General features: G+C 73.7%; 11 protein-coding genes and 1 pseudogene. 6 read left to right on the top strand and 6 right to left on the bottom strand.

The genetic code is table 11. The features are described 5' to 3' along the window. Nucleotides 1–42: 42 nt before the first annotated feature. The 3 genes from Sru01_RS21895 to Sru01_RS21885 form a co-directional block, all read right to left on the bottom strand. Nucleotides 43–267: a hypothetical protein gene (locus tag Sru01_RS21895; RefSeq protein WP_203989389.1), complete on the bottom strand. Its 225-nt coding sequence runs from the start codon at nucleotides 265–267 to the stop codon at nucleotides 43–45. 126 nt (nucleotides 268–393) lie between these two features. After that, entirely contained in the window at nucleotides 394–1,068 is a 675-nt protein-coding gene (gene nfi / locus Sru01_RS21890) for a deoxyribonuclease V (protein WP_203989388.1), read from the bottom strand. A 96-nt stretch (nucleotides 1,069–1,164) separates the two neighbouring features. Beyond that, entirely contained in the window at nucleotides 1,165–2,637 is a 1,473-nt protein-coding gene (locus tag Sru01_RS21885; RefSeq protein ID WP_239137639.1) for an AAA family ATPase, read from the bottom strand. A gap of 287 nt (nucleotides 2,638–2,924) precedes the next feature. Here Sru01_RS21885 and Sru01_RS21880 point away from each other — a divergent pair, with 287 nt between their 5' ends. The 5 genes from Sru01_RS21880 to Sru01_RS21860 all read left to right on the top strand — a co-directional run bounded on the left by Sru01_RS21880 (nucleotide 2,925) and on the right by Sru01_RS21860 (nucleotide 7,300). After that, nucleotides 2,925–4,163: a glycosyltransferase gene (locus Sru01_RS21880; RefSeq protein ID WP_203989387.1), complete on the top strand. Its 1,239-nt coding sequence runs from the start codon at nucleotides 2,925–2,927 to the stop codon at nucleotides 4,161–4,163. 169 nt (nucleotides 4,164–4,332) lie between these two features. Continuing rightward, nucleotides 4,333–4,917, top strand: a complete 585-nt coding sequence (locus Sru01_RS21875) for a MarR family transcriptional regulator (protein ID WP_203989386.1) — start codon at nucleotides 4,333–4,335, stop codon at nucleotides 4,915–4,917. Nucleotides 4,918–4,926: 9 nt separating this feature from the next. Beyond that, the gene (locus tag Sru01_RS21870) at nucleotides 4,927–5,394 is read left to right on the top strand and encodes a hypothetical protein (protein WP_203989385.1); all 468 of its coding nucleotides are present in this window, start codon (nucleotides 4,927–4,929) and stop codon (nucleotides 5,392–5,394) included. Nucleotides 5,395–5,507: 113 nt separating this feature from the next. Then, nucleotides 5,508–6,647 (top strand): sensor histidine kinase, encoded by a 1,140-nt coding sequence (locus tag Sru01_RS21865; protein WP_239137638.1) that lies wholly within the window; start codon nucleotides 5,508–5,510, stop codon nucleotides 6,645–6,647. Further along, nucleotides 6,644–7,300: a response regulator gene (locus Sru01_RS21860; RefSeq protein WP_203989384.1), complete on the top strand. Its 657-nt coding sequence runs from the start codon at nucleotides 6,644–6,646 to the stop codon at nucleotides 7,298–7,300. The genes Sru01_RS21865 and Sru01_RS21860 overlap by 4 nt, the downstream gene beginning before the upstream one ends. A 51-nt stretch (nucleotides 7,301–7,351) precedes the next feature. Here Sru01_RS21860 and Sru01_RS35795 read toward each other — a convergent pair. Beyond that, nucleotides 7,352–7,822 (bottom strand): annotated as a pseudogene (locus tag Sru01_RS35795) (DUF2306 domain-containing protein); the annotation flags it as partial. 445 nt (nucleotides 7,823–8,267) lie between these two features. Here Sru01_RS35795 and Sru01_RS21850 point away from each other — a divergent pair. Continuing rightward, nucleotides 8,268–9,254, top strand: coding sequence for an NAD(P)-dependent alcohol dehydrogenase (locus tag Sru01_RS21850; RefSeq protein WP_203989383.1), 987 nt, complete (start codon nucleotides 8,268–8,270; stop codon nucleotides 9,252–9,254). A gap of 30 nt (nucleotides 9,255–9,284) precedes the next feature. On the opposite strand, the gene Sru01_RS21845 is transcribed toward Sru01_RS21850, so the two are convergent. Then, the gene (locus tag Sru01_RS21845; RefSeq protein ID WP_203989382.1) at nucleotides 9,285–10,751 is read right to left on the bottom strand and encodes a glycosyltransferase family 39 protein; all 1,467 of its coding nucleotides are present in this window, start codon (nucleotides 10,749–10,751) and stop codon (nucleotides 9,285–9,287) included. 268 nt (nucleotides 10,752–11,019) lie between these two features. Beyond that, nucleotides 11,020–11,793, bottom strand: coding sequence for an enoyl-CoA hydratase/isomerase family protein (locus Sru01_RS21840; RefSeq protein WP_203989380.1), 774 nt, complete (start codon nucleotides 11,791–11,793; stop codon nucleotides 11,020–11,022). Nucleotides 11,794–11,983: the final 190 nt, after the last annotated feature.

Genomic DNA, 11,983 nt, shown 5'->3' with positions numbered 1-11,983 from the left:
CGGTGACCTGCTGGACGCCGGAATGATCGATGCCGTCACCGGTCAACCTGGCGGCGAGGTCGTCCAGTCGGACTCGTCCACGACCATCGTGGAGCGGCCGGCGCGTTCGGCGTCCGCCCACACCTGGAAGCCGAAGGTGGGCGCCAGATGCCACTCGGCCAGGCCGTCCATGGGCCGGGCGTCGGGATCCCGGCCGAACAGCGTCGCGTACCACTTGATGGCCGGTTCGAGGTCGGCGATCGTCATCTGCGCGAGCAACCGTGTCATCGCCATACCGCACCGGCTACCCGATCACCGGTGACTCACGCACGAGGCCGGGCAAGCGGAGCCGGGTGCCCCGCACAGGGCCGGGCCGGAGCCGCCGGTCGCACCCGGCCGGGGCGCACCGAGATGTCAGGCGTCCTGCCCGGTGCGGGACAGGTGGTCGGCCTGGCGGATGGGTTCGGGGAGGCGGTAGGCGGGAGTGAGCCGGAGGACGTGGCGGCAGGCGTTGTCCAGGCCGACGCGGTGTCCCTGGGAGACGAACACCGGTTTGACATCGGACCGGGTTCGCAGGCTTCGGCCGACGACCTCGTCGCCGTCCATGATGGGCGACCAGGAGCCCCGCTCGGGCGCGGGCGTCTGGTAGGTGCCGATGAACGCGGTCTTCGCCACGCCGATCGTGGGCAGGCCGGCCAGGACGCCCAGGTGGCAGGCCAGGCCGAACCGGCGCGGGTGGGCCAGCCCGTATCCGTCGCAGATCAGCAGTTCCGGCGTCGTGCTCAGCTTCTCCAGTGCTTCGACCAGCGCCGGGAGCTCGCGGAAGGCGAACAGGCCGGGCACGTACGGGAACCGCACCGGCCGGGAGACGACCACCCGCTCCACGACCTCCAGCGCCGGAACGCGCAGCACGACCACCGCGGCGGTGACCCGCTCGTCCCCCGCCGAGTACGCCACGTCCAGGCCCGCGACCAGTTCGACCTGGTCCGGCCCCGGCTCGTCCAGCTCGACGAGCGGCCGGAATCGCTGCTGGATCGCCTCCGCCTCGGCGACGGTGGCGGGCCAGTCATGGAGCCGTCGGACCTGCATTCCCTCCCCTTTCCAGTGATCTCAGGGCATCTCACGATTTCCGGCGACGAGTCCGGAACGACACGACCGCCAGGTGATCATGGTGGCCGACGCCGGTCACGAGCCGGTGTAGAGCCGATCGAGGTCCACCAGCTGGACCCGGCCGTCGCTCCGGGCCGCCGCCTCCCGCAGGGCCGGCATGAACCCCGTACCGCTGAACAGCAGCAGCCGCCCCGGCGCCTCGCCCTTCGCCAAGAGCAGCGCCGCCACCCGCTCCAGGCGCGCCAGGTGCCCGAGCCCGACGACGTCCCCCCACTTGGCCTCGCCGATGGCCAGCAACGCGCCGCCCGCCCCCCGGACCGCGACGTCCACCTCGTGACCGGTACGGGTGGCGGGGTCGTGCACGACGCCGGACTCCACGCTTCCCGGCATATCACCCAGCGTCTCCTCGGCGGCGAAGTCCGCGCACCACACCCGGCACATCCGCTCGTACACCGGTCCGGCCACGTTGCTCAGGAAGCGCGGCCGGGCGGTCCGCCAGATTCGCTCGGCACGTCCCGGCCGTACCCGTTCCAGCTGCGCCCAGTGTGGGCGCATGATCGTGTGATAGAAGCGGACCAGCGGCTCGGTGATCCGGTATTCCGGACGGTTCCGGCGGAAGGCGTCCGGGTCGGCCACCAGCAGCCCGGCGTCCTCCAGGACGGTCAGGTGGTGGGAGATGTCGACGGCCCTGCGCTCGATCCGGCTCGCGATGCCGCTGCGGGTCGCGTTGCCCTCGGCGACCGCGGCCAGGACGGTGTGATACAGCCCGGTGTCGCGCAGCGCCGGATCCTCCGCCAGCAGGAACCGCACCTCGCGAAAGAGCGGGCTGGCCGGATTGAGCACGTGCTCCACCACCCAGGGGTCGAAGCCGGCCAGGCTCGCCGGGGTCGCCCCGGCGAGATATTCGGTGCGATAGGCGGGCGTGCCACCGACGACGAAGTAGACCAGCGCGGCCAGCCGGGGCTCGGCGGCCAGCCCCCAGAAGTCGGCGGCCAGCCGGAAGTCGAAGGTGGGCACGACCAGTTCCAGCCCCGCCCGCCCGCGCAGCGGCGCCTGGCCCGAGAGCAGGCCGCCCATGAAGGAGATCGACGACCCGCACAGCAGCAGCCGCGACCGGGACGCCGTGCGCTGCTCGCGACGTGGTGACAGCGCCTTCTGGATGACCGACGGCAGGTCCTTGGCGTCGCGGACCAGGTAGGGGAACTCGTCCAGCACCACCGGGACGGCCCGCTCGGCTCCGAGGGAGAGCAGGCCGTCGATCGCCTCCGCCCAGCTCGCGAACCTCACCTGGCCCGGGGTCCCGGTGAAGGCCGAGACGGCCTCCCCCAGTTGGCGTAGCGCCTCGGCCCGGGGCACGGCCTCGGTGGCGGCGTAGTAGAAGCCGCCGGTCGCCTCGCAGACGGCTTCCATCAGGAACGTCTTGCCCTGCCGGCGCCGCCCGGAGACCACGCCGAGCGTGGCGCCCGGGGAGTCGTTGGTGACGAACCGCGCCAGCTGCCCCCACTCCCAGTCGCGGTCGAACATGTCCGGCGGCCGTGGCAGCGACATTTCACCCTCAGTTTATAGGAGTACAGTTCTAATAACTGTACTCCTATAAGTGCTCACCCTCAGGCGACCGACATCGACCCTGGTGGGCGGCGGGACGGCAGGCCTCGCGGGTGTCCCCGGTGTCATGGGAGCGGGCGGCGGCGCGGAGGGCCGGGGTGATGCGAGGAGGAACGGTCACTCCCCGCCACTATCAAGCTATAGCGGACGGGGGGGCTTGCCACAAGACCCCCGTCATGCCGCAGAATCGCCGCTCGACATCGGAACGGACGCAAGACGGGGGACGTGGAATGCGCGTTGTGCTGGTGACCTACGGGTCGCGCGGGGACGTCGAGCCGGTGACCGGGCTGGCGACGCGGCTGCAGGCGCACGGCGCCGACGTACGGGTGTGCGCGCCGCCGGACTTCGCGGAATCGCTGGACGCCATCGGCGTGCCGCTGATACCGCTCGGCTGGCCGATCCGCGCGCTGGCGACCGGGACGGTCGCCGGCAAGGAGCGTGCCGGCCTGGCCGGCATCGCGGCCGAGCTGACCTCGATGGCCTACGAGGCGGTGACCGGGGCGGGCGACGGGTGCGCCGCGGTGGTGGCCACCGGATCCTTCCCGGCCGCGGCCGGGGCCCGCGGGGCGGCGGAGAAGCTCGGGGTGCCGTACGTCTTCACCTCGTTCTCGCCGAGCTACCTGCCCTCGCCGCACCAGGCGCCCCGGCCGTGGCCAGGCCAGCAGGTGCCCGCCGGGGTGACCGGCAACCGGGCACTGTGGGACCTCAACGCCGAGCACATGAACGCGATGTTCGGCGAGACGATCAACACCCACCGGGAATCGGTGGGCCTGCCGCCGGTGGACCGCCTCCGCGACCATGTCTTCACCGGCCACCCCTTCCTGGCGGCCGACCCGGTCCTCGGCCCGTGGCAGGAGACGTCCGATCTGGCGGTGGCCCAGACCGGCGCGTGGATCCGCCCCGACGGGCGCCCGCTCCCCGCCGAGTTGCAGGCGTTCCTGGCCGCCGGAGCGGAGCCGGTGTACGTGGGGTTCGGCAGCATGCCCATGCGGGGCGCGAGCGCACCGGAGATCTCCCGCGCCGTCGTCGAAGCGGTCCGGTCGCACGGACACCGCGTCGTGCTCGGCAGCGGCTGGGCCGACCTGACCATGATCGACGACCGGGACGACTGCCTGGTGGTCGGTGACGTCAACCACCAGGAGCTGTTTCGCCGGGTGGCCGCGGTGGTGCACCACGGCGGCGCGGGCACCACCACGACGGCGGCCCGGGCCGGGGCGCCGCAGGTCATCGTCCCCCAGGTCGCCGACCAGCCGTACTGGGCGGACCGGGTCGCCGAGCTGGGCATCGGAACCGGCCACGACGGCCCGACGCCCACCGCCGAATCCCTGGCGTCCGCCCTCAAGGTCGCCCTGGACCCCGGCACCCGCACCCGCGCGGCCGAGGTCGCCGGCAAGGTCCGCACCGACGGGGCCGAGGTGGCCACCCATCTCCTCCTCGACCTGATCGCCCGCACCGGGACCGCCGGCTGATCCGTGGAACGCCCTCCCTTATTCGCTCGGCAGCCGAGCCGCGTACAAGGGTGACAGGTGGGCATGCGGCATCAGTCGTTCCCGCCCGGTGACGCGCGCCGATCCGCAGCCGGCGGACTCGGACGCGCTCTCCTCTCATTCCCAGGTTTCGCAAGTTATCATCAGGAATGTGGGAACGTCAGCGCCTGACCTCATGCCGATCTTCCGGTCCCGGCTGCAGGCCGACCTGCTCGCCCGCCTGTACCTGGTGCCCGAAGAGGAGTTCTCGATCAGCGAACTGGCCGCGATGTGCGGGCATCCGGTGAGTTCGGCGCAGCGCGAGGTCGATCGACTGATCGGGGCCGGGCTGCTACGAGAACGCAAGGTCGGGCGCGCCCGGCTGATCCGGGCCGAAACCGAAACCGCCGCCTTCCGCCCGCTCGCCGGCCTGCTGGCCGTTGCGTTCGGTGCACCAGCGATCATCGCCGAGGAGTTCGCCGGAGTTCGGGACGTCCACCAGATCATGATCTTCGGTTCCTGGGCCGCCCGCCACCACGGGGAGCCGGGCCCGCAACCGAACGACATCGATCTGCTGGTCCTGGGCTCTCCACGGCGCGGAGACGTCTATGACGCCGCGGGTCGCGCCGAACAGCGCCTAGGGATTTCAGTGAATGCAGTGATACGCAGCGTTACGGTGTGGGAGTCTGGCGCGGACGGGCTGATCCGCCAGATCAAGGGATCGCCGGTCGTCGAGATCGAACATCCCCGGCACTAGAGGAGCAGCGTGCGGTGGACACTCGGTGAGGAGGTCGTTTCCCGGCTCATCTCGGAGCGCGAGATCCAACGTGTGCCACAGGCCGGCGACCTGGCCACATCGATGTTGGAGGCGGCCCGCAGCCACCTGGCATCGGTCACGAAGATCCAGGACGAGGATCCCGAGGGGGCCTACGCGCTGTGCTACGACGCCGCCCGCAAGGCGTGTGCCGCCCTCCTGCAGGCGCAAGGGTTACGTGCTACCTCACGCGGCGGCCACATAGCCTTGAGAGACGCGGTGATCGCGCAGTTCGGCGGTGCTCCAGAGGGACGCGCGCTGCGCAGGCTCGACCACCTGCGCAGGCGGAGAAACGTGCTTGAGTACGGAGGCCAGCCGGGTGAGACGGTGACGCTGGACGAGTTGGATGAGGCACTCACCTGGACCACCGCCATCGTCGAGTTCAGCAGCCGGGTGATGCCACGGTTGGACACCTTCTGAGCGTTTCGTCGGCGCGGCACCACCCCGTCATTCGACGAGGGGCTCTCACGCGATTGCGGGGATGTGTACTTTCGGGCGGTCCCTGGCGGCGGGCGGTCTCGTACGATGTTCGCGTGCCCGGCTTACTGCGCTCCGTGTGGGACGAGCCGCGCCCGGCCGGCGCGCCGTCGCGGGTGTGGCGGGACCGGGTCCTCGCCGGGGTGCTGATCGCCCTGGCGCTGCTCGAAGGGGTGCTGCGACCGGATCTGCCGGGGCGGGTCGTCTCGCTGATCGTGACCGTCGGGCTGGTGCCGGCGCTGCTGTGGCGCCGGACCAGGCCGCTGCGGATGATCGCGATCGCCTTCGCCACCACCAGCGCGGCTCCGCTGCTGACCGGTGGCGAGCGGGTGCAGACGTACACGATGGCGTACGTGCTGATCCTGGTGTACGCCCTGGCCCGCTGGGGATCCGGCCGCGAGGTGGTGCTGGGGCTGGCGATCATGCTGGCGGCGGTCGGGCTCTCCATGGCCTTCTACGACCTGGTCCTCCCGGACGCCGTCGCCGCGTTCACCGTCACGTTCGCGGCGGTCGCGCTGGGCGTGGCGTTCCGGTACCGGGCCGGGGCGCGGATGCGCGAGCTGGACCAGGTCAAGCTGCTCGAACGCGAACAGCTCGCCCGAGACCTGCACGACACGGTCGCCCATCACGTCTCGGCGATGGCGATCCGGGCGCAGGCGGGCCTGGCCACCTCGGCGTCGCGGCCGGACGCCGCGGCCGAGGCGCTCCAGCTGATCGAAGCCGAGGCGTCCCGGGCCCTGGCCGAGATGCGGGCCATGGTCCGGGTGCTGCGCCGGAACGAACCGGCGGAGCTGGCGCCCGGCCGGGACATCACCGACCTGGCGAAGCTGGCCGGCCGCGGCCGGTCCGGGCCGGCCGTCGAGGTGGAGATCACCGGCGAGGTGGCGGACGTACCGCCGCGGGTCGGTGCCGCGATCTACCGCATCGCCCAGGAGTCGATCACGAACGCGCTCCGGCACGCCCGGCACGCCACCCGGGTCGAGGTCCACGTCGCCATCGACGACGCGGCGGTCCGGCTACGGGTGGGCGACGACGGCGACGGCGGCCTGATCCGCCCGGCCGGCTCGCCCGGGTACGGTCTGATCGGAATGATCGAACGCGCCGAACTGCTCGGCGGCCGTTGCCAGGCCGGTCCCGGCCCCGACGGCGGCTGGACGGTGACCGCCGTGCTGCCACGGACCGGAGCCGGGACATGAACATCCAGGTGATCGTCGCCGACGACCAGGAGATCGCCCGCACCGGCCTGCGGATGATCCTGGACGCCCAGCCGGGCATCGAGGTCATCGGCGAGGCCGGCGACGGGCGGCGGGCCGTCGAGCTCGCCCGGCGGCTGCGCCCCGACGTGTGCCTGTTCGACATCCGGATGCCCGGCCTGGACGGCATCGCGGCCACCCGGGCCGTCGCCGGGCCGGATGTGCCGGACCCGCTGGCCGTGGTGGTCATCACCACGTTCGATCTCGACGAGTACGTGCACGCCGCGCTGCGGGCCGGCGCCCGCGGCTTCCTGCTGAAGGACGCCGGGCCCGACCTGCTCGCCCAGGCCGTCCGGGCCGCCGCCGCGGGTGACGCCCTCATCGCGCCGAGCGTCACCGCGCGGCTGCTGGCGACCTTCGCCGGCGCCGGGCGCGGCTCACCGCCGGCGCAGCCCGTCGAGGCGCTCACCGGCCGGGAGGAGGAGATCCTCCTCGCCGTGGCCCGCGGGCGCACCAACAGCGAGATCGCCGGCGATCTGCACATCTCGCTCAGCACCGTCAAGAGCCACATCGCCCGGCTGATGACCAAGCTCGGCGTCCGCAACCGGGTGGAGATCGCGATGTGGGCCTACGAGACCGGCCGCCTCCGGCAGTGACCGCGCCGCGGCGGCGCGGCGGCGGGCCGGACGCCGGCGGATGATCCATTCGGCCACGGCCAGGTTGATCACCCAGCCGGCGGCCACCAGCAGCGCCCTGGTGAGCTCGTCGAGGTCGGCCAGGCCGCTGCCGTTGCCGGGGAGCAGGAACCACAACGCGTGGGTCAGCGCCTGGGTGCCCGCGCCGAGGCCGATGGCGTACCCGCGGATCATCCAGGACCGGTGCCGGGCGATGTCGCGGCGCCGGACCGCCGCCAGGCCGAGGACGATGGACAGCAGCATGGCCGCCCCGAAGGCGAGCCGGAAGCCGGCCAGCAGCTCGCCGTCCCCCGCGGGACGCGGGTAGTACAGGGTCATCCACAGCCCGGTGAGCGCCGCGGCGAGCCCGCACGGGATCAGCAGCCACCCGAGGGCGCGGTGCCGGCCGAGCCGGCGGCGGCGGAGGCCGGGGGCGAACTGGAAGGCGCCCGCGATGGTGTACACGGTGGCGGTGAGGATGTGCAGCACCACCGGCAGCGGCATCGCGAAGAACCGGGCGTTGCCCGGCGTGATCTCGGCGCCGGCGGTCAGCTCGGTCAGCCGGGCGGCGCCGGCGATCACCGGTACGGCGCCGAGCAGGATCAGCCCCGTGATCGGCAGCCGTTCCCGCCAGGTGGTGACGGACCGGTCGCGCCCGGGCCGGTGGGTGTCGCGGGAACGGCGTCCCGTCGTCGTGCTCTCGTCGCTCATGACCCGATCGTGACGGCCGGGACCTGGCCGTTCATCGGCACAACGGTCCGATCCGGGGCGGCCGATCGGCCACCGGCACGTTCGTACTTTCGGCCGTAGAGCCACCGGGCGGGTCCGCGCACACTGATGCCACGGCACGGGAACGCGCCGCACCGGCCGCGACCGGTGACCCCGGTGAACCGCGCCACCGCGCACCCGAGGAACGCGCACCGGCCACCCGCCCCCTGAGGAGAACGCGATGAAGGCCTTCGTCCTGCGCTCGTACGGCGCCCCCGACATGCTGGAACTCACCGACGTGGACCGGCCGGCGCCCGCCGACCACGAGGTGCTGGTCCGGGTGCGCGCCACCTCGGTGCAGCCCTTCGACTGGCATCTCATGCGCGGCGAGCCCCGCGTCGCCCGGCTGATGCCCGGCGGCCTCGGCCTGCGCCGGCCGAAGGTCGCCATCCTCGGCGCCGACGTGGCCGGCGAGGTCGAGGCGGTCGGCAGGGCGGTGACGGCGTTCCGCCCCGGCGACGAGGTGTACGGGATGCCCAAGGGCGGCGGCTTCGCCGAGTACGTGTGCGTCCCGGAAGGCGAGCTGGCGCCCAAGCCGCCGAGCCTGTCGTTCGAGCAGGCGGCGGCGGTCCCGCTGGCGGCCGGCACCGCGCTGCTGGGCCTGCGCGACCAGGCGGACGTCCGGCCCGGCCAGCAGGTCCTGGTCAACGGGGCCTCCGGCGGGGTGGGCACGTTCGCCGTGCAGATCGCCCGGGCGCTCGGCGCGCGGGTCACCGCGGTGTGCGGGCCGCGCAACGTCGACCTGGTGCGCTCGATCGGCGCGGACGAGGTCGTCGACTACAGCGTGCAGGACTTCACCCGGGCCGGGCGGCACTACGACGTCCTGCTGGACGTGGCGGGCGGCCGCCCGGTGTCGGCGGGCCGGCGGGTGCTGGCCCGCCGGGGGACCTACGTCGCGGTCGGCGGGCCGGCCGGCCGGTGGCTGCAGCCGGCCGGACACGTCTTCGCGGCGCTCGCCATGTCGCCGTTCGTCTCCCAGAAGATGACCTCGGTGGATGTGATCAACTCCCCGGACACCCGGCGCACCCTGCTCGCTCTGACCGAGTTCATCGAGGCCGGCCAGGTGACCCCGGTGATCGGCCGGAGCTACTGCTTCGCCGAGATCCCGGCGGCGATCGCCTACCAGGAGCAGGGCCACGCCCCCGGCAAGGTCGTCATCACCGTCTGAGACCGGCTCCGGCCGGCCCGGCGCGGGCTCTCAGTCGAGGTGCCGCAGGGCCGGCCACAGGCGTGCCCAGTCGCCGCGCGGGCCCCGGCAGGTGAAGATCGCGGCGTTCTCGTCGACCTCCTGGGTGATGATCCCGCCGGGCAGGGTGATGGACGCCACCGGCCGGACGTCCGACCAGAACCGGCGGAGGTATTCGGCGCTCCACTGGCCCACGCAGAGCACCGGATCCGGCGTTCCCGGCGGCGGGCCCCACAGGCCGTAGGCGTTGTGCGCGCTGACCACCGGCGACCGCAGGCCCGCGTCCGGGCCGAGGAGGGTCAGCGCGCCGGCCTCGCCGTAGTTGGCGGTGAAGATGGGCGTGCCGGCCGGCAGGGACCGGGCCGCCGCCGCGACCTGGCCGACGAACTCGGGCCAGCCGTAGGTCTCCACCGGTTCGGGATTCACCGGCCGCAGCGCGGTGGCCGCGCCCACCGGCAGCACCGGCAGTCCGGTCAGCACGGCGATCAGCCCGGAGGTGGCCAGCAGGACCGGCCAGGTCCAGCGGGACCGGCCCGGGCGGGCGGCGGCACCGGCCCGGGCGGCCCGGTCCTCCACCAGCACCGCCCCCGCCGCGAACAGCGCGAGCAGGCCGGGTGCCGGATAGTAGAGCTTGCCGCCGCCGGCCGTGAACACCACCAGCGCGGTGGCCGCCGCGACCAGGGCCCACCGGTGGCCGCGACCGGCCGCGGAGGCCAGCCGGCGCACGCCGAACACCCAGAGCATCACCAGCGGCAGGCCGGCGATCAGCACCAGCAGCGGCAGGTTCGCCAGCGAGCCCAGCGGGCCGCCCTGGTCGGCCGACAGCACGCCGGCCATGCGCAGCTGCGGCCAGCCGTGGCGCACGTTCCACAGCACGTTGGGCAGGGCGAGCAGCAACGCCAGCGCCCCCGCCAGCCAGGGACCGGGCGTGCGCAGCACCGGCCGGTGGAAGAGCACCAGCCCGGCGGTGACGCCGAGCAGCAGCACCCCGATGGTGTGCTTGTTCTCCAGCCCGAGCCCGGCCACCGCCCCGGCCGCCAGCCACGACCGCACCGTGCCGGACCGCAGCGCCGCGGCCACCGTGACGAACACCGCGGCCCAGGCCAGCTGGTCGGTCACCGTGGTGCTGAACATCATCGCGCCGCCGACGAACGCCGGGCAGGCCGCGATGGCCGCCGCCGCGATGGTCTGGGCGCGGGCCCGGCCGCCGAACTCGGCGGCCAGCCGGGCGGCCAGCAGGACGCAGCCCAGCTGGGCGGCGATCGCGAGCAGCCGCAGCGGCAGCAGCCCGCCGGGCAGGCCGTCGACCAGGCGGGCGAGCAGCGGGGTCACCGGCGGCTGGTCCGGGAACCCCCAGTCCAGGTGCCGGCCGGTGGTGACCTGGTAGAACTCGTCCCGGTGCCAGCCGAACCGGGTGGCCACCGCCAGGTGCACCACCCCGGCGGCCAGCGCGACGGCCAGTACCGGCCGCCACGCCATCGGCGCGATCAGGCGCGGGCTCGGGTCTCTGCTGGCGGCCGTCCCGTCTAATGCGGGTTTCGCACTGTCGTGCATGGCTCGCGGCTCCTGTTCCGGTGAGGTGAACGCCTGCCGGGCAGGCAGGCGGCAGCCGGTGCGCGGCGCCGCGGCGTTCCTGCTCCCCACCGGTCACCCCGGCACGCGATCTCGCACCTCGCCGGATTGTCCGGCCGACCGGGCCGGCCGGTCAAGATCCGGACGGATTCCCGGGCCGGCGACAGACCGGAACTCAGCGGCCGGTGAAGGTGGGCTTGGTCTTGTCGGTGAAGGCGCGCAGCCCGGTCCGGGCGTCCTCGGTGGCGAACAGGCCGGAGAAGTGCAGGCGCTCGATCTCAAGGCCGGTGGCCAGGTCGGTGGACAGGCCCTGGTCGACGGCCTGCTTGGCGGCGCGCAGCGCGACCGCCGGGCCGGCGGCGAACCGCTCGGCGTAGGTGACCGCCGCCGGGTACACCTCGGTGTCCGGGACGACCTGGTCGACCAGGCCGATGGCCAGCGCCTCGGCGGCGTCCACGTGCCGGCCGGTGAAGATCAGGTCCTTGGCGCGGGCCGGCCCGACCAGGCGGGGCAGCCGCTGGGTGCCGCCGGCCCCCGGGATGATGCCGAGCGCGATCTCCGGCTGGCCCAGCCTGGCGCCCTCCCCGGCGATCCGCAGGTCGGCGCACAGGGCCAGCTCGCAGCCGCCGCCCAGGGCGTACCCGGTGACCGCGGCCACCACCGGCTTGCCGATCTCGGCGACGGCGGTGAAGCAGTCCTGCAGGGCCGCCGAGTGGCTCGCCATGTCGGCGTACGACATGCCGGCCATCTCCTTGACGTCCACCCCGGCGGCGAAGACCCGCTCGCCGCCGTACAGGACCACGGCCCGCACGCCGGGGTCGGCGTCCACCTCGCGCGCCGCCGCGGCCAGCTCGCGCTGGGTCTGGATGTTCAGGGCGTTCATCTTGGGCCGGTCCAGCCGGATCGTCGCGACCCCGCCGGCCACCTCGACGCGCACGAACTCCGCCATGAGATATCTCCCTACGCTGCTCGGCCGCCACGCCGCGGCACGGCCACCCACCCTACGGCCGGGCGGGCCCCGCGGACGCGGGGGCCCGCCCGGCGGGTCAGCCCGCGGTGAGGGCGGCACCCGGGCGGCACCCGGGCGGCACCCGGGCGGCGCGGACCGCCGGGTACAGGCCCGGCGAGCACGCTGACGC

Origin of the sequence: Sphaerisporangium rufum, assembly GCF_016863395.1 — a bacterium.
GTDB classification, from domain to species: domain Bacteria; phylum Actinomycetota; class Actinomycetes; order Streptosporangiales; family Streptosporangiaceae; genus Sphaerisporangium; species Sphaerisporangium rufum.
Note: the sequence above shows the minus strand (reverse complement) of the source record. Positions and strands in the feature narration are given on the sequence as shown.

Bases quoted from the DNA above. Each gene is read 5' to 3' on its own strand.
- Sru01_RS21850 (WP_203989383.1), top strand. From the start codon at position 8,268: ATGAAGGCCTTCGTCCTGCGCTCGTACGGCGCCCCCGACATGCTGGAA.
- Sru01_RS21880 (WP_203989387.1), top strand. From the start codon at position 2,925: ATGCGCGTTGTGCTGGTGACCTACGGGTCGCGCGGGGACGTCGAGCCG.
- Sru01_RS21845 (WP_203989382.1), bottom strand. From the start codon at position 10,751: ATGGCGTGGCGGCCGGTACTGGCCGTCGCGCTGGCCGCCGGGGTGGTG.
- Sru01_RS21885 (WP_239137639.1), bottom strand. From the start codon at position 2,637: ATGTCGCTGCCACGGCCGCCGGACATGTTCGACCGCGACTGGGAGTGG.
- nfi (WP_203989388.1), bottom strand. From the start codon at position 1,068: ATGCAGGTCCGACGGCTCCATGACTGGCCCGCCACCGTCGCCGAGGCG.
- Sru01_RS21840 (WP_203989380.1), bottom strand. From the start codon at position 11,793: ATGGCGGAGTTCGTGCGCGTCGAGGTGGCCGGCGGGGTCGCGACGATC.
- Sru01_RS21860 (WP_203989384.1), top strand. From the start codon at position 6,644: ATGAACATCCAGGTGATCGTCGCCGACGACCAGGAGATCGCCCGCACC.
- Sru01_RS21895 (WP_203989389.1), bottom strand. From the start codon at position 267: ATGACACGGTTGCTCGCGCAGATGACGATCGCCGACCTCGAACCGGCC.